This is a genomic window from Mesorhizobium sp. P3_A2 (assembly GCF_056403115.1).
Genome location: NZ_JBFUGC010000014.1, coordinates 66,105 through 86,122, shown reverse-complemented (window position 1 = coordinate 86,122; position 20,018 = coordinate 66,105). Strand labels below are relative to the sequence as shown.

Sequence of the window (20,018 nt, the reverse complement as noted above, 5' to 3'; positions counted from 1 at the left end):
AGCTTGTGCACAGCTGTCTGCTCACAGCGACCTGATTGTCGTGGCTTTGGGTTAGTTCGACAGCCCCGGATTGCCGTCTGGGCTAGCGCGCAGAGACCGCGGAGTTCGTCAGATGGGATCATCCAGCGTCATGCGCTTGATGAGAAACTGGTTACCCCATGCGGGCGATGTGCATCGGCCGCTTGGTTCCTTGCACAGGCAGAGCGGCCGCTCCCCGCGTTTCATACGCTGCGCTCAGCACTGTCTGTAGGTTAGGTGCATCATCCTCGCAAACTTCACCTACGATCCTGAACTTCAGCATCACTTCGATCGCTCCGGATCGCCGCACCCCCCGCCGGTCATTGAGTCATGGCTCCTAACAGCGCAACCCGCTTTGTCGCAGGGAGGGAGAGCGGGGCCGGGAGGAGTACGGCCCGGCCGGAGCACAGAGAGTGCCGGCGGGGCGGACACTCTCTCGCTCGAAGGACATCTCCATGAACATCGTCACGACCACGTCGACCGTCAACCAGACGGTCGCTCCCCTTACCGCGGCAGCATCCCACGCCATCGACACCGCCCAGACGATTCACCAGGCGGCAGTGTCGCTCCTGCCCTTTCTCGAACAGGGCAAGCCCATCACCACCGCGGCATTACGCACGGCCATGACCGACAGCTTCGGCGGCACCGACGCACTAGGTTTTTGGGTCTGGAAGGATGCCTATGAGGCGCTCGAAGCCGCCCAGATGCTGTTTCTGCGCCGCTTCGGGCCGGCGATACTGTACCGGTCGGCTTCGCCCGAGGCGACACTGGCGATGATGAGGCGCATCGCCGAACTTGTTCCCACCCACACGCGGCGCTCCGACGAGAGCCAAGCCTTGCAGCAACTGTCGACCCCGCTGCCACTCGCTTTCCTCACCGCTCACGCAGCAGCGATTTCCTCTTCGGACCTCGTCCTCGAGCCCTCGGCTGGCACCGGCCTTCTCGCCGTTCATGCCGAGATCGCCCGGGCTTCACTCGTCCTCAACGAGCTTGCGACCTTGCGCGCCGGTCTGCTCGGCCTGCTGTTCCCGCACGCTCCTGTTTCCCGGCACGACGCTGCCCACATCGACGATCATCTCGACGCTGCCGTCGCACCGTCCGTCGTGCTGATGAATCCGCCCTTTACGGTCGGCGCTTACGTCGACGGCCATGTCACCGACGCGGCATGGCGGCATCTGTCTTCCGCCTTTGCCCGCCTGCGTCCCGGCGGGCGCCTTGTGGCCATCACCGGCACCGGGCTTTCCCCCGAAAACCCCAAATGGCGGCCCGCCTTCGAGCGGCTCCAGCAGCAGGGCAGGGTCGTTTTCACCGCCGCGATCGATGGCCGTGTCTATGCCCGCCACGGCACGACGGCCGAAACCCGCCTGACCATCATCGACAAGATTCCTTCCAGCGACCCGACCGGATTCGTTACGTCGCCGGGCAAGGCTTCGGACGTCGAGACGCTGCTGTCGTGGATCTCCGACCTGCCGCCCCGTACACCGGGCGGCTTTCCGGACTCGATCAGCGCCCTGTCGAGGGGTATCCTGCGAAATGCCGCCATGCAGATGGCTACGCGATCCACGCCGGGAGCGGCACCTACGGCAACTGCGGCGTCTGCTGCCAAAACAATCCGGCCGGTCCGTCAAGTTGCCCGAGCAAAGCCCAGCCGACCAGTCGTACCAGACGCCACGCCTGCCGTTCCGCTTGCCTATGGACTGCGCGACTGGATGCCCGAGGAGGGCGGCCGGCTCACCGACGCGATCTACGAGCCCTACGCACTCCAGTCGATCCAAATCGCGCGCGCCAAGCCGCATCCGACGCCGCTGGTGCAGTCGGCCGCCATGGCCGCGGTCGCGCCGCCGAAACCATCGTACCGGCCCCTCCTTCCAGACGCGATCATCGACGAGGGTCTGCTGTCAGACGCCCAGATCGAAAGCGTGATCTATGCCGGGGATGCGCATTCCGGCCATCTCGCCGGCGCCTGGACGGTCGACGAAACCTGCGATGTCGTCACGGCCGCCCCCGAAGGCGCCGAGAATGCGGTCCGCTTCCGCCGTGGATGGTTTTTGGGCGATGGAACCGGCTGCGGCAAGGGGCGACAGGTCGCCGGCATCATTCTGGACAACTGGCAGCAGGGCCGTCGGCGCGCGATCTGGATCTCCAAATCGGACAAGCTGCTCGAGGATGCCCAGCGGGACTGGGCAGCACTCGGCCAGGAACGTCTCCTTGTCCAGCCGCTCTCGCGCTATCGGCAGGGCACGCCGATCCGCCTTGCCGAAGGCATCCTCTTCACGACGTACGCCACACTCCGTTCCCAGGAGCGCGAGGGCAAGAAGTCGCGCATAGCGCAGATCATCGACTGGGTTGGGCAAGAGGCGGGGAAGGCCGAAGGCCTGACTGGGACAAAGGAAGACCCGGCAGGGAGGACCGAAGGTCCGACCGGGACCAAAAGCTCTTTCGACGGCGTCATTGTCTTTGATGAAGCCCACGCAATGGCGAATGCCGCGGGCGGCAAGGGCGAGCGCGGTGACGTCGCGCCATCACAGCAAGGCAGGGCGGGCCTGCGATTGCAGCATGCGCTGCCTGATGCTCGGATCGTCTATGTCTCGGCCACCGGCGCCACCGCCGTCGAGAACCTGGCCTATGCGCAGCGCCTCGGCATCTGGGGCAGCGAGGATTTTCCGTTCGCCAACCGTGCCGAGTTCGTCGCGGCGATCGAGGACGGCGGTGTCGCGGCGATGGAGGTGCTTGCCCGCGATCTCAAGTCGCTTGGCCTCTACATGTCACGTTCGCTCTCTTATGACGGCGTCGAATACAATCTGCTCGAACACGAACTGACCGAGGAGCAGATCCGCATCTACAATGCCTATGCGGACGCCTTCCAGGTCATTCACAACAACCTGAACGCCGCGCTCGAGGCGGCCAATATCACCAGCGATTCCGGCACGCTGAACCGCAACGCCAAGGCGGCGGCACGCTCGGCCTTCGAAAGCACCAAACAACGCTTCTTCTCCCACCTCATCACCTCGATGATGACGCCGACATTGATCGCAGCGATCGAGCAGGACCGGACTGAGGGTCATTCGGCGGTCGTGCAGATCGTCTCGACCGGCGAAGCGCTGATGGAACGGCGACTTGCCGAAATCCCGACCGAGGAATGGTCCGACCTGCATGTCGACGTCACGCCGCGCGAGTATGTCGGCGGGTACCTGATGCATTCCTTCCCCACCCAGTTGTTCGAGGAATACTCGGACGCGGAAGGGAACCTCTATTCGCGGCCTGTTCACGACGAAGATGGCAACCCGGTCCAGTGCCGCGAGGCGGTTCGCCGGCGCGACGAGATGGTCGAGCGGCTTGCGTCGTTGCCGCCGGTCGGCAGTGCCCTTGACCAGATCATCCATCACTTTGGCACCGACACGGTTGCCGAGGTGACTGGTCGCTCGCGCCGCATCGTCAGGAAGACCGGCCGCTACGGCATCGACCGGCTCGCCGTCGAAAACCGTCCAGCTTCGGCCAATCTCGCCGAGACCCAGAGTTTTATGGATGACGACAAGAGCGTGCTGATCTTCTCGGACGCCGGCGGCACCGGACGCTCCTATCACGCCGATCTCGGGGCAAAGAATCAGAGGCTGCGCAAGCACTATCTGCTCGAAGCCGGCTGGCGTGCCGACAACGCCATCCAGGGGCTGGGACGAACCCACCGCACCAATCAGGCGCAGCCGCCTTTGTTTCGGCCGATGGCCGCCAATGTGAAAGCCGGCAAACGCTTCCTGTCGACCATCGCTCGGCGGCTCGACACGCTGGGTGCGATTACGCGCGGCCAGCGCCAGACCGGTGGGGCAGGGCTGTTCCGGTCCGAGGACAACCTGGAAAGCCCCTATGCCCGTGCGGCGCTCCGCCAATTCTACTATCTGCTGCACCAGGGCAAGATCGACGGCTGCTCGCTCACCACCTTCGAGACGGTCACCGGCCTGTCGCTGACGACGGACGAAGGCGGGCTGCGCGATGAGCTGCCGCCGATCACGACCTGGCTCAACCGGCTGCTCGCGCTGCGCATCGAGACGCAGAACCTGCTCTTCGAGGTGTTCGAGCAGCTGATGACGGCGAAGGTAGAGGGCGCCATTGCCGCCGGCACCTACGACAAGGGTCTGGAGACGATCACGGCGGAAAGCATCGTCGTCACCGATCGGCGCACCGTCTACACGCATCCGGTCTCGGGGGCGCAGTCGCATGTGCTGACGGTCGCGCGCAAGGACCGGATCCGGCCGCTTGGTCTGGCCGACGCGCTGGCGATCGCGCGCGCCGAGCTGCAATCAGTCCTGCTAGTCAACACACGGTCGAGTCGCGCAGCGATCCAGCTGCCGACCGCAAGCCTCATGCTCGACGACGGCACAGTCGAGCACCGTGTGCGGTTGCTGCGGCCGACCGACGAGTTACGCTTCGGCCTTGACGCCCTTGCCGAAACCCATTGGCAGCCGGCCGACCGAAAGCTGTTCTGTGAACTCTGGCGGGCAGAGGTCGCCGCCGTCCCGGAGTTCACCACCAGCACCTTCCACATCGTCACCGGCCTGCTCCTGCCGATCTGGCGGCGTCTGCCCGACCATGATTGCCAGGTCTACCGGATTCAGACCGATGGCGGCGAACGCATCATCGGCCGTCACATCGCCCCGACGCTGGTCGCAAGTATGTTAAGCAATCTCGGCATCGACAATGTGCCGACGCTTGCACCGGACGAGGCATGGACGGGCCTGATCGATGGTAGGATCGGCTTGCAGCTTGCCGACGGCCTGATCCTGCGCCGCAGTCGCGTCATGAACGATTACCGCGTCGAACTGATCGGCTTCACCGACGCGATGGTCCCCCGGCTGAAGGCCCTCGGTATGATCTCGGAAATCATCTCCTGGAAGCTCAGGCTGTTCATCCCGATGGGCGGGCATGGCTCCGCCATTCTCGCCTCGCTTCTCGATCGCCATACGCTGGTCGGCGTCACCGACCGCGCATCCGCAGCGTGAATGGAGGCGATCATGACCGGCTCGGCCTCCGAGCTGGCGCGCCGCCTTGGCGACCATGCCGAGGCGGTGTGCCGCGAATATCTCTCCAACGGTCATCGCTCCGGCAACCACTGGATCGTCGGTGATGTCCGCAACACGCGCGGCCGCTCCATGCATGTGCGGCTGAAATCCAATGCCAAGGGCCTAGCTGGCAAGTGGGTGGACGAGGCGACCACCGAATTTGGCGACCTGCTCGATGTCATCCGCGAAAGCTGCGGCCTCAACGAGTTCCGCGATGTCGCGAACGAAGCGCGGCGTTTCCTCGCCATGCCACAGCCAGAGCCCCAGTTCCGACCATCCGGTGCCCAGCGCCAGCCTGCGGTGGCGCGCGGCTCCCCCGAATCGGCACGCCGCCTGTTCGCCATGTCGCAGCCGGTCACCGGTACGCTGGCCGAACGCTATCTCGCCGGCCGCGGCATTCTCCTGACGGCTCATGAGCGCGCCCTGCACTTCCATCCCGGCTGCTATTACCGCGATCTCGTGACCGGCGAAACGCAGACACTGCCGGCACTGATCGCCGCCGTCACCGGCCTCGACGGGCGCATCACCGGCCTGCAGAGGACCTGGCTCGACCCGGCCGGAGACGGCAAAGCGAAACTCGCCGATCCCCGTCGCTCGCTAGGCCACCTGCTTGGCAATGGCATCTGGCTTGGCCTCGATCCCGGTTTGCCTGTTCCGGTCATGGCCGCCGGCGAGGGCTTCGAGACGATGGCCTCGCTACGCACGGTGATGCCGGCGCTGCCGGTCGCCGCCGCCACCTCGGCCAATCACCTCGCCGGCCTGACCCTCCCGCCCGACTGCCGTCGCCTCTACATTGCCGCCGATGCGGACGCCGCCGGCCGACACGGCATCGAGAGGCTCAGCCAGCGCGCAGGTGAGGCCGGTATTCTCTCGATGGTGCTTCGCCCGCAGCTCGGCGACTTCAACGACGATCTGCGCCATCTCGGCCCGTCCCATCTCGCGGCATGGCTCGCCGATCAGCTCGTCCCGGAAGATTCGCGTCGCTGGCTGCCTCCCGGATGACCGGTTCGGGCCGGCAGGCTGGCAGGGGCGGCGTCACCGGAAATCCCGCAGGCATGGCGGCGGTCTATCGGAGAGGTCGCGCCCGCGGCCTGCCTGAGAGGCGATCCCTGCCACCCCCCGGTCACGGCCGCAACGGCTGCGCCGTCCTCCGCTCGCGCTCCGGCCTTCGGTGCGGCCGCGCCCGGGGCGCGGCCGGGTTTCGCTGTCAGGCCGCGATGGGCGCGGCCACAACCGACGGAGACCCGCCGTGACCTACGATCTTCCCTTCGACGACACCTACGAGCCCTACCACGCCTCCTCGCCGACCGACCGCGTTATCCTGGAACTGCAGCTGTACGGCCACCGTCCGCACCAGGACGAGCCCGATCCCCGCCCGCTGCCCGATGACGAGGTGATCCGCGCCGGCCTTGCCGGGATCGTCGAGACCTTCGCCGGCATGCTTGGCGACACCAGGCTCGAACCCGACCTCGACGACCTGCTCTGGTCTTTCACCAACGTCTTCCACCGCGCGGCCGAGCGCGTCGCCCGCAGCCTCGACCGCAACGAGGACGCGCAGCGTTCCAGCCAAAGCGAGCAGGACGGCTCCGAGGTGAAGTCCGTCGAGCTGGAACGGCTCACGGCCGAGGGCATCACCTATATCGAGCGCCGCAACGTGCTGGAAATCATGCGTGACGAGGCCGCCGACCTCTACGAGGCGGAAACCGGATCGGCATGGCGGCCGCGGACCGGGTCCAAGGTCTCCCATCAGGCGATGACGGCAGCGGTGATCGACAGTCGCGACTTCCTCGCCGCGCGCCGCCACGCCGAGACCGAGGTGCTCGTGCCCGCCGGCACCAAGATCGCATTCGCGGGCGGCCTTGATTGCAACGAACACGACCGGATCTGGGTTGCGCTCGACAAGGCCCGCGAGAAGCATCCTGACATGGTGCTGCTGCACGGTGGCAGCCCGCGCGGCGCCGAGCGCATCGCCGCCTGCTGGGCGGAAAACCGTAAGGTCACGCAGATCGCCTTCAAGCCGGACTGGAACCGGCACGCCAAGGCCGCCCCATTCCGGCGCAACGACCAGCTGTTGTCGGTAATGCCCTACGGTTTGATCGTTTTCCCCGGTTCCGGCATCACCGAGAACCTCGCCGACAAGGCCCGTCGGCTCGGCATCCCCGTCTGGCGGTTCGCGGAGGGCGGCGCGTGAAGCGCGCTTTCCTCGCAAACCGCACCATCGAACCCGACCGGGCGCGGTCGGGTTCAGCCCGCGCGAAGCGCACCAAAGCCGCGCGCGAAGCACGTCACCGGCGGCCGCGCGGTGGTGGTGCGGGCGATCGACGCCGTGGCCGAGCGCTACTGGCAGAGCTGGGGTTTTGTCCCGTCGCGGGACAACCCGCCTATCCTGATACGCTCGATCCAGGACGTGAGCCTCTGGCTGGCCGACAAGGGCCACTAGCTCCACGCGCGTAGCGCCTCCGGCAGCGGCAGGATCCGGGCGCGCCGGCCTGCGGCCGGCCGGGCTCTAGTCGCGGCGTCCCGCCGCTCCCCGCGCCGGCTTCGCCGTCTCGGCCTTCGGGTGACGATCCCTCGCGCAGGGCCAGAGGGAGAGGGCGGCCGGCGCGGGGCGGGGGAAGCTGGAGAGAAGGGAAAGTCACGATGTCGATGATATTCATAGGTGGATCACGCGAGATATTCGAGCTGCCGGAACCTGCCATCGCTCGCATCGGCGCAATCGTTGCTGCCGAGCACGGCGTGCTGATTGGCGACGCGTCGGGAGCCGATGCCGAGGCGCAGGGCCTGCTCGCGGGCTACAAGTACGAGCATGTCGGCGTCTTCCATGCCGGCAAGGAACCCCGCAGCAATCTGGGCGACTGGGCCGCCTACCATGTTCCTTCTCCTGAGGATGCCAGGGGATACTGGGTCCACACCGCCAAAGACCGGGAGATGGCGCGGCGCGCCGACTTTGGGATGATGGTCTGGGACGGCGCATCACCCGGCACGGCCGTCAACGTGCTTCGGCTCGCCATCGCGAACAAGCCGTGCGTCATTTACGATCTGGCCAGGGGCAGCGTGGCGACCACATACAATGTGGAAGACTGGTGCGCCATGCTCCGCCATGCCGGTCCCGACATTCGCCGCCAAGCCGAAGCCCGCATGACGCCCGACGAGCGTATGGTGCTGCCAGGATGATGTAGGCGCGGTCCCGCCGACAGCCCGGCGGGTTCCGATCCGATATGCTTAATCCGGCCCCGAGCCCCAACTCCACTTGTATCAGCGGCTGGAGCCGGCCCCTTTCGAAACCGGCCCACGCGCCGCAGGGCGTTGTGCAGGGCGATCATCTTGACCCGTCCCGCATCTGAAGTCTGTGCAAGCGTGCCGAACATCCTGGCTTGCGTGGTGATCCAACCTGGCTGCGAGGCATCGCCACCGAGGGGCATGAAGTTCGCTGCCAGCCGGCTCCGATCTCGAAACCCGTTGTGTCGCCATCCCGAACACGCAAGGCGGTTCACGCGCCAGGCTGCTGTTCGAAGTATTGACGACGCAGGTGACATGACCCGAGAGGTGCGCGACAAGCATGTTCCGGCGATCCGGCAGCGTTGCCTCGGCGGTCAAGCGATGGCGGCCTGAGTTCTTGTCCATCTGCTGCATCCGGGGCCATTCCCGTTTCATGTCGCCTTTGTAGACGACCGCCTGCTTTGTGCGGTCAACCCCCGTTGGGGGTACACTCGGCGAAAATTCAGGAAAATTCGATTTCTGTTTTTGTCTGCGGACAGGCGAAGGGCCTGCCCGCTATTTTTTCGGCAAATAGAATTTTTCAGAATTTTCGCCGAGATGACCGCAGCAGGACGGCCCTCTCCTTTGGCGCCATCGGGAATGGTCCCGATGCAACCGAAGGAGAACTACCATGGCCACCACGATCGCAAACCTCACGACCAAGGCCGACGGCTCGATGGAAGGCGTCTTTGCCACCCTCCGGGTCAACGCCCCGATCACCCTCATCCCGAACACCAACAAGTCGCGCGAGGACGCGCCCGACTACCGGATCGTCAACAAGCGCACGGGCTTCGAGATCGGAGCCGGCTGGCACCGCATCTCCCAGCGTTCGGGAGAGGAATACCTTTCGGTCAAGCTGGAAGCCCCCGAGATCGGCGTGATCTTCGGCAATCTCGCTCCCGCCCCGGGTGGCGAGGAAAACAAGAAGGTCATCCTCTGGAACAACCCCCAGTGAGGCATCGGTGGCCGGCCCCTCGAGGGGCCGGCTTCCCCACCGGCAAAAAAGGAGGTTGCAATGAGCCGCTACATCATCACTGTCACGGGCACCGTCCCCGGACAGGTCCGCTCGGATCCAGACGCTGTCATCGGCTACGATCCACCGCTTCGGACCTACTTCCTGCAAGCGTTCCCGCACGAAGAAACCGACGAGCCCGCGCTCTGGCTTGGCACCCGCGATCACGCGTTCGAAGCGCTTGAGGATCTTCGCCGCGCAGCCATCTCACACGGCTACGACTTCATGCCGCTGGCGCCCGAATTGGCTGCAAAGCTGGTCGACGACAAAGCGGCAGCCAGCGGGCGTTCGGACCGGGACGGCATCCTCGGGGACCTGCTGACACACCTCAACCAACCCAAGTAGGCAAACACGTCTAAGGGCCCGCGCCGGAGTGCTCCGTCGCGGGCCCTTTTTTTGCGCGTCGCAAAGAGCCAAGCACATCGCTCGTCGCAGCATGCGACAGCGACTCCGACCGCCGATTATTCCTTCGGCAGTTTGTGCTTATGAATGCGGATATAATCCTGCACAGCCTTTCGCAGCAGCTCGGTCATGCTGTGCCCGTTGCTGATCGCCAGCAACTTGAACCGGCGCTGCTCCACGGCCGTCAGATAGTACCCGCAGCGGACCATCTCCTCCTCGCGAATTTTCTTGCCGGCGATGGGATCCTTTTTCTGACCCTGCCGCAGCAGCTTACGAAAATCGGGCCCAACTGCCGGGGACGGCTTTGCCGGTTCATGCATCTTTGGCGCAGCTTGCTCCTTGGTTCCTGACGTCTCAACCTTGGGTGTGATGAACATGCTCGGCAGCGCCGGCGGCTGCGTGGAAATCGCCTTCATCATGCGGGCTTTCTTGTCGTCACCGGGTTTCGGTGCGGTTTCTTCACTCATGCCGCATTCCTTGTGGCTTCGATGAAGGTTTGCAGGAGGTCGTCGAAGACCCCTTCGCTCTCGGCAATCGCCTTCGCATCGGGCTCCGCAGGGCTGTAGAGGGTCTGCCCGGTCTGTAGGTCGCGGTACGCAACTCGATTGTGCAGGACGTGTTCTCCAATCGGGGTGCCGTTTGCCTGGATGATGGAGCGCAGTTCGGTCAGGGCTCGTGCCCTGCCATCGATGATCGTCTGCTTGGTCAGCACGAATATCGCAGGCAGCGGTCTACCCCGGCTCTCGACCGCCAGCGGAATGTAGTGGTCGGTGATCTGGATGGCGGCGGTCACATCGTCGAGGGCAAAATAAACCGGCACGACGACAATATCGGCCGCGAAGAGCCCGGCCATGAGATTGTCATTTGTGGTGCCTTCCGTATCGATCAAAACGACGGAACGCTCGCCGTTGTGAATGGCTGCAGCGTCGAGGATTTCCTGCGGGGTCATCGCGCTTACCAGCTGTAGCTTGTCAGGACGATTGCCCGCGTCCCCCAGCATCTGGAACCAGCGGTTCATGTTCTGCCGCCGGTCGCCATCGATGAGAGTGACCGAGTAGCCGCGATGCAGCGCGACGGATGCGAGGGTGCGCAGCATCGTCGATTTGCCGGTGCCGCCCTTGGGGATCGCAGCGGAGATGATCATGGGGGCCTCCTTCCGGCGTGGTCTCCATGTGCCCATGTTATCATGGAAACAAGTCATCATGGACACATTGGAACAATGTCACGGTCGAAACTCGGCGACATAGTCAACAGGGCAGACCGGTTTGGCAACCCAGGCGCGCACCGAAAAGTGCTCGCTCAGGGTGCAATCATGACGCATCTGCTATCTCTGAGGAACGGACCCTGCGGGCTGTTCGGAACTGCGAACCGCTCTCTTGTTTCCATGTTAACATGGAAACAAGTCCTCAACACATCATAGACACATCGCATCAAATCACGATGGAAACATTGCGACCGGCCCGTCGTTGCCAACTGGGCTGGTGAGGAGAGGAACGTCGGCTTGGTTCTTTTTTCCAACTTGTTTATTATTGGCAGGATAGCCTATTTTGTGATACACACAAAATAGGTGGCGCGGCCCTAGCGGGCCTTAGCGCCCGCAAGCGGGCTTGAGAGATGGATGCAGACGCCCAGAAAGCAGCGGCGAAGAGCGCGTCCCGACGCTATGGCGAGGTGACGCACATCCGGTTTTCGGCTGACGAGCTGGCCAGCCTCAAAGCCATTGCGGAGCGGGACGGCGTAACGGTCAGCGAGGTCGTCCGGCGTCTGGTGCGGGCAGAGGCGGGGCATCTGCCTATCGCGTCAGAGGCGTTGCGGCCGGCGATCGTGGACATGACCGATCAGCTGCGGCGCGTCGGCATCAATTTCAATCAGGCCGTGCGCGCCATGAACGACGGCCGAGTTGCCCATGGCGAGGATCTAGAGCAGGCGCTGATAGCCGTGGGCGACCTCGTGCGGCAGTTCCGCGAGGAACTGAAGGCGATGACTGGCGGGTCCCGCAAGGCGAGGGAGGCCAGGCCATGAGCGGTCGTCTTGCTGGCTACGCGGCCGAAATCGATCGCTATCTGCGCGGCGCTGCCGGCATGAAGCGCGAGGACCTGGACGGCGACAAGTCTTTGACGGGCGCCCGACGGGGGGCGAGCGAATTCCAGGCGATGAAGAGTTATGAGCGGACCGGTGGCGGCGGACGCCTCGGGCAAGGACAAGCCGGCTCGACGGTAGGTGGCGTCAGGACCGCTCCTCGTTCGTCGCCGGGAGGGACAGGAGTGGCGGAGAACTCCATGTCAGGCAGGGCACCGAAGTCCACTGCTGCTGCGAGCTCGCCCAAGGCCGCTAGCTCGCCGATCATGGTCTATGGCGCCACGCTTGCCGGTTTCCGGCCGGAAGAGGAGGAGGAAGACTGGAAGCGGCGCGGCGGCGGCGGCCGTGGCGCTGGTCGCCCAAGCGGTACAGGACGAGCGGCGCGGGCGGGCTATCAGGCGCGGGCCGTGGCGGCGCGGGCAGGCTATGCTGCGGGTGCACAGCCTGCTGTGTTCAAGGTCATGCCCAATCCGCCATCGACCAAGGAAGCCGCCGCTCGGCTGCTTAATTACATCGGGAGGCGCGAGGACGAAAAAGGCGAGAAGCACGACATCGAGATTTTTGACGAGGACGGGCAGATCCTTGCAACGGGCGGCGCACGAAAGGCGTTCCTGGAAACGTTTTGCGAGACGTTCGAACCACCCTTGCAAAATACCAATTTTATCGAGGTTCGTTTCGAGCTCGCCAGTGAAGCCACCGATGCCGCCTTAAACGAGGCGTTGAACAAGGCCTTCGGCGCAAAACCGTTCATCTATGCCCAGGACGGTCAGGTGGTGGAGGTATACGCGCACACCGATGAGCGGGCCGGACCGCTTGCGAAAGTCCTGGCCGGCGGTCGGGAGAATTCGCGCAGCAAGGCTCTCGACAAGATCGAGGCGCGCTTGTCTGAAGCCATGGGCGCGACGGGGGTGGTGGCCAAGGCAGAGGTAACGGCGGCCGTGAGCCGTGAACCCAAAGCGAAATATTTCCTGCAGAAGTTCATCCGCAGCCACAGCCAGGTCCGCCACGCAAATGGCGAGCCTGTGCCCGGGGCGAAGAATTCCACCAAGGCGGCGGCTTCGGTCTATGAACAATGGCGCCCGCAGTTTTCGGGGCGTGAGCGCCGCAATGCATATCACCTGCTTTTCTCGGCAAGAGCCGGTACCGATGCCACCGCCGTCATGGCCGCGGCGCGCGCCGTACTTGAGGAACGAGCGCCAGGATACAAGTTCGTCTTGGCGCATCACAAGGACACCAAGCACGTCCATATCCATGCAATGGTGCAAGCACGGTCAGCCGACGGTGAGCGCCTGAAATTCTACAAGCCAGATCTGGTCGCCTGGCGCGAGACTTTTGCGGAAAAAGCACGCGAGAACGGCATTGCGATGGTGGCGACGCGGCGGATGGATCATGCGATGACGCGGCCCTTCACGAAGGAGCATGCCGGAGCCTACAGCCGCGCGCAAAGCGATCCGCGCTATCAAGTCAGCGCCAGGACGATCGAGCGAGTGGAGGCCAAGCGGCAACGCCGTTTGGATGGACAATCCATTGTCGTGAACGGCGATGCAATCGCCGCCGCATGGCAAAAGACTGTGACGACGATGCGGACCGTGGGCGTAGTCGGTCAAGCTGTCACGGCAGCGGAGTCGATCGGCAACAATTTTCTGCAGTTCCGTCACGATCGGACAGGGGAGGGGCAACCAGGTCCTGCCGCGGGTCGCGGAGCTGATCAATCGGGGCAGAAGTCTTTCCTGTCCCATCCCGGTATGAGAGAATTGAATGCACTGATAGGAGATTTGAACATGGCGCAAACCCCCTTGGAAATGCGGCGTCAGATGGCCCGCGTCAATCAGGCTCTGGACAACATGCGCGAGACGTTGCCGCCGGCGCATCAAGGACAGTTCGAGCAGTATCGTGACGAGGTGAACGACAAGATGCACGACCGTCTCGCGCGGCTGCAATTCGAGCGGCAGCAACAGCGTCGTGGTGGTGGCAGTGGCGAGCCGACACCCGAGCGCGCGGCGCGAGGGCGAGACCTTCCAACTCGCGACGATCCCCGCCAGCCGGAGCAGCCGCGCATCGAGCAGGAGAAGGTGAGAGCCAAACAGAAGGACGCCAACAAACAGAAGGCACGGCAGTCGGAAGAGCAAGACCGTAAGACCCAGCGCTCAAACGATAACGATTATGAGCGTTGAGCAAGGGCCAACCTAGCGTCCTCGCGTGGTGGTCTAGCAAAGCGACGCATTCGTCACAGAACGATCAGGCTGTATGGCAGTAATGTGCCTCATCTGGGTCGTTCCACGACCCGTGCCACCTTCTTAAAGCTGACATCACTGGTGCCAACGCCACGGGGTTGTCCGCGAACCAGAAGCGATCAGCGACAACGACCGTGATCGGCGCGCAAGAAATCCCATGCGGCCCGTCTAGGTCGAGAGTTTCTTTGCGAAATCAGGCAATCGTCTTTGGGCTTTCGCGCTAGTAAACTGTGGAAGTCTGTGACAAATCAATGCATCATGATTCTTGCAAACTACCGGGGGGAATGTGGGCAAGACTGAGGTCAGACTGGCCGACTCAACACTTTCGGCTCTGACGGTGCCAACACCATGGCCGAACGCAAATGCTCGCCTTCTGGGAGTCGGCGCGGGCCTGCCGGTTAAGCCACTTGATCGCCTTGCCCAGTTCAGCGCAGCAGAGTTTGAGCGCCTAACCCTCGAATGGGCCTCCGATTATCTCGCGACCAAGATTCCCGGGGTCGTTGAAGTGCAGCAACGGGGCGGTGCCGGGGACAAGGGTCGCGACGTCATCGTCTGGTTCGACCCGTCGGCCGCAGTCCCGCGCCGCTGGCGGCTATACCAATGTAAGCACTATGGAGCCGCGCTTGGGGCGGGGACTGCAGCCGAAGAGATCGGCAAGGTGCTCTACTACACCTCGATCGGCGACTACTTCGCTCCCGAAGAGTACTGGTTCGTGACTCACAAGGGTGTCACCTCACCGTTCCAGGACCTTCTCGACGATCCTAAAAAGCTGAAGGCCTTCGTCCTCGACCACTGGAATCAGTACTGTGCGGAGAAAATCACAAGCACGAAGAAGATCGAACTGACCGACGAGCTCAAAGCGCACATCGCTGCATTCGACTTAAGCATCTTCCGCGCCAAGCAGCCGCTCGACCTCATCGCCGAACATGCCAAGACACGCTATCACTTGGCGGTGTTCGGCCTGCCGCTGATCGATCGTCCAATCCCCCCTGAACCGCCGTCATCCGTCGCGGCCGTCGAAACCGGATATGTCACCAAACTCTACAAGGCAATCGGACAGAATCTCGGTACGTCCGTGGCGCATGTCTCCGACTTTGCACACATGGATGCGTTACAAAGATTGTTTGATCGTTCTAGGATTACATTCTACTGCGCGGAAGGATTGAAAGAACTTGCACGGGATCAGATGGCGGATGCGGCCTTCTTTGACACCCTGCTCGACGAGTTCTGCGACGGCCTCTACCACAACTACAATGAGCCCTCGCTCACGGGCCTGCAGCGTCTCGCAGGTACGGTTAAGGCTGCCCAGCAGCTTCAGCTAGGCGGCCACATACTCGAACCCCACGTCCGGGCGAATGACCGCGAAGGCATGTGTCATCAGATGGCGAACGAGAATCGCGTCGATTGGTGTAATCCATGACGGCGCACACTGGCGAGCCGGAACGCCACCCGCGTCCGTTCAACACGCCCCTCGAATGTGGCCTGAGAATGCTGTTTGTGCTCGACGCTGCCAACGGGAGGTCTTCTGACCTTCAGCGTCTCGTGTCCTATGATTATCTGCTTGTGCATTCCGGCGACGTACCCGGCGGCCCTGACAGCCTGCATCCTGCCGTTCCGTTTCGCGGCAGTGAGCTGCTTGTGAAGCGGGACATCGTTCATGCAGGACTCAACCAGATGTTCTCGCGCGAGCTGTTGGAAAAGACCTTTGATGTTGCCGGTATCATGTACCACGCAACCGACCTGACCAGCGCCTTCATTGCGCTGATGAAGTCGAGCTATGCAGTCTCCCTTCGTCGGCGCTCCGTATGGATTGTCGAACGCTTCGGCATGTTCAACGATGCCGATCTAACGGCTTTCATGACTGATAACATCGGACGTTGGGGCGCTGAGTTTGACCGCCTGACCGCCCTCAACGACCTAGAGCTCTAGGCATGCTCCAGATCCGCAAGATTGTGTTGAGGGGAAAGGGCGTCGAGGACGCCGTCGTTACGTTCGCCCCTGGCGGGAACATCGTGGCTGGCGAGTCCGACACGGGAAAGAGTTATCTGCGGCACTGCCTAGACTATATTTTCGGTGCCGACGAGATGAGAAAGCGCATTCCCGAGAGCGAGCCGTACGCAAACCTCTTCGTCGAGTTCGAGAATACGGCAGGTGCAGTGCTTACACTTGAGCGCCACCTTTCGGGCGGAGACATGACTTCCCACGAATGCCGAGTCGACGACATTACTGCGCCGGGGACAAAACTTGCTGCCAAGCGGGCGAACAGCAAGAGCGGCGCGCGCGACGTCACATCCGTGTTGTTTGCCTTTGCTGGTATAGGCGAAGCGGAGCTTCGCAAGAATGATCGTGGCGAAACACAGCGACTGACCTTTCGGCTATTCATCCCGATTTTCCTGATCGATGAGATCTCCGTGATCGACGAGTTGTCGCCGGTTCTGGGAAGAGGCGGATTCGACATCACCCCGCGCAAGCGCATGCTGGCGTATATGCTGACGGGCAAGGATGATCAGGGGATCATTGCCGCCGAGAAAAGCGAGATCGTCAGAGCGAAGACAGCCGCGCGGCTCGGCGTCATCACGGATCTGCTCGAGCCCCTCGAACGGCGTATTGGGCAGCGCGTCAAGAGTGATGAAACATCGATCGAGAAGATCGAGGAGTCGATCGCTGCTCTGTCGGGCACGCTGTCTGAAACGACAGGAGAAAGGGCCGCCCTGCATGTCGAGTGGCAGGAAGCCACGGCCACGCTGCAGCGGGCCGAATCCCAGCTCCTGGCCATAGACGAACTGCTGGATCGCTACCGTCTGCTCGACGGACGTTATGGCTCCGACCTCGAGCGCCTCGACTTCATAGCGGAGGGCGCGCATTTCTTTGATGGCCTGCAGGTCGTGACCTGTCCGCTATGCGATCAGCCCATGACCCATGAGCACGCGCATGCGGCGCAGGAAGCTGCCACTACTGTCTATAGCTCTGCAAAGGCCGAGGCGGCCAAGATTCTTGGCCACAAGAAAGACCTTTCAGCGGCCATCTTGACCCTGAAAGAACTCCGGGGGCAGCGGGACCGAGAGAAGGCAGACTCTTCCCGTTCGTTGACACGGATCGATCAGAGGATCGCCACGGTTATTTCACCCACGCTCCAAGATGCCGCCGGGCGTCTGGAAAAACTCATCGCCAGACGCGTCGAGCTTGAATCGTTCCGAAATGACGCCGATCAGGCCGGAAGCTTGCGTGCGATGAAGGAGGAAATGGAACGGGCTTCTAGTGGCAAAGCCGCGAAGAGCGACTGGGAGCAGCTTCCATCCTCAGCCCTCCGAAAGCTCTGCGCCGAGATAGAGGCGGTGCTCAAGGAATGGAGCTGGCAGGGTGAGGGACGCGTCGAGTTTGATCAGAAAGAATACGACATCATCGTTGATGGCCAGGCCCGTCAGTCGCACGGCAAGGGTGTACGCGCCGTGCTCCATTCCGCCTTCACTATTGGACTCCTGCGGTATTGTCACCGCAATGACCGCCCGCATCCCGGTGTCGTCATCATCGACTCGCCGCTGACCAGCTACAAAAAAGGAAGGGCGAACGCTGCGGGCGATGGCCCCGTGAGTCCCGGTATCGAACAGGCATTTTGGAAATCGCTAACCACGCTGGAGGCTGGTCTCCAGGTGATCATCATCGAGAACAAGGAGCCTCCCGGCGACGTTGCAGACCTCACCCACTACCAGTGGTTTGCCGGCGATACGGCCCAGCCGGAGGAGCGTGTAGGATTCATACCGCCGAATCGGCCGCAATCTTCACGGCCGGCTTCCTAATGCTAGCCTACCCATCGACTAGATCAGGCAAAGTATCTTCGACGACGCTCAAATTCCTATCGAAAGCTTCGATATCGGATGCGTGGGCCCGGAGAGACCGCACCTTGTTTAGCATCGCCGCAACCGCCGCTTCTTTGTCGGGCGCTATGCGTGTTGTCACTGCTTTGGCCGCTAAAGCGGTAAAATCTATGGCGGCATAAGCTGGTACGGCTGTAGCGTCTGTTGCTTTCAGCCGGTCTTTCACGATTGCGCGCCGGCCCGGAGGCGGAGCTATACGGCCTGCCTTTGCGGCAAATGTCGCGCCGCGCCGCAGCCGGGTCTGCACAAGGCCTGAGCGGTACGTGGGTGCTTTCGGCACAATCGTCGGGAGCGCAGGAGATGGAACCGCCGCGGAAGCGTCCAACGCAGGGCTTTTCGTGTGCGAAGCGTCGGTAGAGGCGGGCAGGGGCATGAACGCGCGTTTGGCTAGCCGGCCGTCGGCGAAATAGAAATTGCGGGTGCCGAGGATTGGCAGTTCGCCGCGCGGCAATATGATGACCTTGTTCTTGTCGAGGGTGCGGATTTCATCTGGCCGCATCAGGGGCCGCCGCACTTCCTTGCGGTGCTCCGAGCGCGTGTAATAAGTGTCAAACAACGTTGCCTTGGTGCGTGTCACGTCCTTTTGCACGTCCGATGTTTCGCCGAGCTGCTCGGAAACGTAGCGTAGATCGTCCGCGTCCTGCGCACCGAAAAAGATCTGCACGCGAGCGGCGTTGATGAGCGTCTTGCGCCCTTCCTGGCGATAGATCTCGTCTACAGCCTTCAGCGACTGCACGAAAAACCACATGGAAACGCCGTTGCCGCCAAGCACGCTCGCCATTTCGGTCACGTTCTCGAGCTTGCCAAGGTTCTGAAACTCGTCGAGCAGCACAAGCACCGGATGCTCGTCCGGACGCGGCATGGTTTCCGACATGAAGTTCATCATCTGCGTAATCAGGACGTTGAACAACGGTCCAAGCGACGTGATCTGCTCGCGCCGTACGTCGAGATAAAGAGAGATCCGGTCGCGTTTGAGTTTGCGAATATCGAACGTGCTGCGCGAGGTAGCGCGCATCAGGCGCTCGTTGAGAAAGGGGGCCATGCCGGTCCGCACGCCGGCGTAGATTCCGGAAAACTGCCGCTCAGACATTTCGAAATACGGCAACAGGGTTTGCAGCGTGAAATGCGAACATTCGCGGCGGCGTTCTTCGCGCAGCGAGCCGATGAATTCGAGGAGCGGCTGCTCGGCGCCGTTCATGATCTCGAGGATTGTGGCAAAGGTCTTCTTCTCATTTGGGATCGCGGCCGATTCCATGACGAAGGACGCTATTCCGGTAAAAAGGAGGCGGGCATCGTTGACCCAATAGGGGTCTGCGTTGGACGGGGGGCGCGGAAACAGCGCCGCAGCGATGTTGCGGAGGTCGATGTCGCGCTGAGCTGTGTCCAGCGAGATGAAGTCCATCGGATTGTAGCATGCGGTATTGCCGCCCGGATCAGCCGGCGCGAAGCGCACCACGCGGCTCATGGTCGAACGGTAACCAGCAGTCGCCGCATAGGTCTCGCCACGCAGGTCGAGAACCACGAGCGAGTGAGGCCAGGTCAAGGCGTTCGGGATGATGAGAGACGTGCCTTTACCGGAGCGCGGTGGCCCTATGACGAAGCCGCCGACATCATCGCCATCAACCCACAATTTCTTGTCACCAATCAGCTTGCGCTGCGTCAAGTGGATTTTGCCAGAGCGCTGATCGCGGCTAGGCGACAGAATTTCGGCGAGCTTGCCGCCGGCTCGACCGACGAAGACGCCGCCCACTTCCGTCAGGCCGCTTTTCGATATGTCGCTCATAGTCATGAAGCGAGAGTCATTGCGCTTTCTCGGACGCATGAGAAACAAGCTGACCAGTGGCAAGACAAACCCAAAAAATCCCGCCGCAAGGGCGTATTGCACCCGATGAAAATTCCTCGCCATCACGTCCGACCAGGCCTGACGAACAACCGGCAAGGGATTGGCGTTCAGCTGGTCGAACAGGACGTGGGAGCCAGTCCGGTACCAATCTGTCGCGACATAGGCGACCGTGGAGAGCAGGGCGCCCATGGCCATCGCCATGAGCATCATGAAAATTGCTGTTGCGATTTTCTGCATGGATGG

At 62.6% G+C, this 20,018-nt stretch carries 14 protein-coding genes; 11 read left to right on the top strand and 3 right to left on the bottom strand.

The window, feature by feature from the left end:
• Window positions 1–473: 473 nt before the first annotated feature.
• From AC1DXM_RS26820 to AC1DXM_RS26795, 6 genes are all read left to right on the top strand, one after another.
• The gene (locus AC1DXM_RS26820) at window positions 474–5,012 is read left to right on the top strand and encodes a strawberry notch-like NTP hydrolase domain-containing protein (RefSeq protein WP_477237824.1); all 4,539 of its coding nucleotides are present in this window, start codon (window positions 474–476) and stop codon (window positions 5,010–5,012) included.
• Between the two features lie 12 nt (window positions 5,013–5,024).
• On the top strand, window positions 5,025–6,074 hold the full coding sequence (locus tag AC1DXM_RS26815; RefSeq protein ID WP_477237822.1) for a DUF7146 domain-containing protein: 1,050 nt from the start codon (window positions 5,025–5,027) through the stop codon (window positions 6,072–6,074).
• 247 nt (window positions 6,075–6,321) lie between these two features.
• Window positions 6,322–7,263 carry a DUF2493 domain-containing protein gene (locus AC1DXM_RS26810; protein ID WP_477237820.1) on the top strand — a complete coding sequence of 314 codons (942 nt, stop codon included), beginning with the start codon at window positions 6,322–6,324 and terminating at the stop codon, window positions 7,261–7,263.
• A gap of 449 nt (window positions 7,264–7,712) precedes the next feature.
• On the top strand, window positions 7,713–8,246 hold the full coding sequence (locus tag AC1DXM_RS26805) for a hypothetical protein (RefSeq protein ID WP_477237818.1): 534 nt from the start codon (window positions 7,713–7,715) through the stop codon (window positions 8,244–8,246).
• A 715-nt stretch (window positions 8,247–8,961) separates the two neighbouring features.
• A complete protein-coding gene (locus tag AC1DXM_RS26800) occupies window positions 8,962–9,285 on the top strand; it encodes a DUF736 domain-containing protein (RefSeq protein WP_006205585.1) in 324 nt (107 codons plus the stop codon).
• A 60-nt stretch (window positions 9,286–9,345) separates the two neighbouring features.
• Window positions 9,346–9,687 carry a hypothetical protein gene (locus AC1DXM_RS26795; protein WP_477237814.1) on the top strand — a complete coding sequence of 114 codons (342 nt, stop codon included), beginning with the start codon at window positions 9,346–9,348 and terminating at the stop codon, window positions 9,685–9,687.
• 116 nt (window positions 9,688–9,803) lie between these two features.
• Here the strand turns inward: AC1DXM_RS26795 and AC1DXM_RS26790 are convergent, their stop codons facing one another.
• Both AC1DXM_RS26790 and AC1DXM_RS26785 read right to left on the bottom strand, forming a co-directional pair.
• Window positions 9,804–10,211: a hypothetical protein gene (locus AC1DXM_RS26790; RefSeq protein ID WP_477237812.1), complete on the bottom strand. Its 408-nt coding sequence runs from the start codon at window positions 10,209–10,211 to the stop codon at window positions 9,804–9,806.
• The gene (locus AC1DXM_RS26785) at window positions 10,208–10,888 is read right to left on the bottom strand and encodes a nucleotide-binding protein (RefSeq protein WP_477237810.1); all 681 of its coding nucleotides are present in this window, start codon (window positions 10,886–10,888) and stop codon (window positions 10,208–10,210) included. Before AC1DXM_RS26785 ends, AC1DXM_RS26790 begins: the two co-directional genes overlap by 4 nt.
• 470 nt (window positions 10,889–11,358) lie before the next feature.
• On the opposite strand from AC1DXM_RS26785, the gene AC1DXM_RS26780 reads away from it, so the two are divergent.
• From AC1DXM_RS26780 to AC1DXM_RS26760, 5 genes are all read left to right on the top strand, one after another.
• Window positions 11,359–11,766: a hypothetical protein gene (locus tag AC1DXM_RS26780; protein ID WP_477237808.1), complete on the top strand. Its 408-nt coding sequence runs from the start codon at window positions 11,359–11,361 to the stop codon at window positions 11,764–11,766.
• Window positions 11,763–13,997 (top strand): relaxase/mobilization nuclease domain-containing protein, encoded by a 2,235-nt coding sequence (locus AC1DXM_RS26775; RefSeq protein WP_477237806.1) that lies wholly within the window; start codon window positions 11,763–11,765, stop codon window positions 13,995–13,997. Before AC1DXM_RS26780 ends, AC1DXM_RS26775 begins: the two co-directional genes overlap by 4 nt.
• Before the next feature lie 346 nt (window positions 13,998–14,343).
• On the top strand, window positions 14,344–15,477 hold the full coding sequence (locus AC1DXM_RS26770) for an ABC-three component system protein (RefSeq protein ID WP_477237804.1): 1,134 nt from the start codon (window positions 14,344–14,346) through the stop codon (window positions 15,475–15,477).
• Window positions 15,474–15,986: an ABC-three component system middle component 2 gene (locus AC1DXM_RS26765; protein ID WP_477237802.1), complete on the top strand. Its 513-nt coding sequence runs from the start codon at window positions 15,474–15,476 to the stop codon at window positions 15,984–15,986. Before AC1DXM_RS26770 ends, AC1DXM_RS26765 begins: the two co-directional genes overlap by 4 nt.
• A gap of 2 nt (window positions 15,987–15,988) precedes the next feature.
• Complete coding sequence (locus tag AC1DXM_RS26760) at window positions 15,989–17,854, top strand: hypothetical protein (RefSeq protein ID WP_477237800.1); 1,866 nt, start codon at window positions 15,989–15,991, stop codon at window positions 17,852–17,854.
• A gap of 7 nt (window positions 17,855–17,861) precedes the next feature.
• Here AC1DXM_RS26760 and AC1DXM_RS26755 read toward each other — a convergent pair whose 3' ends face one another.
• Window positions 17,862–20,012 carry a type IV secretory system conjugative DNA transfer family protein gene (locus AC1DXM_RS26755; RefSeq protein WP_477237798.1) on the bottom strand — a complete coding sequence of 717 codons (2,151 nt, stop codon included), beginning with the start codon at window positions 20,010–20,012 and terminating at the stop codon, window positions 17,862–17,864.
• Window positions 20,013–20,018: the final 6 nt, after the last annotated feature.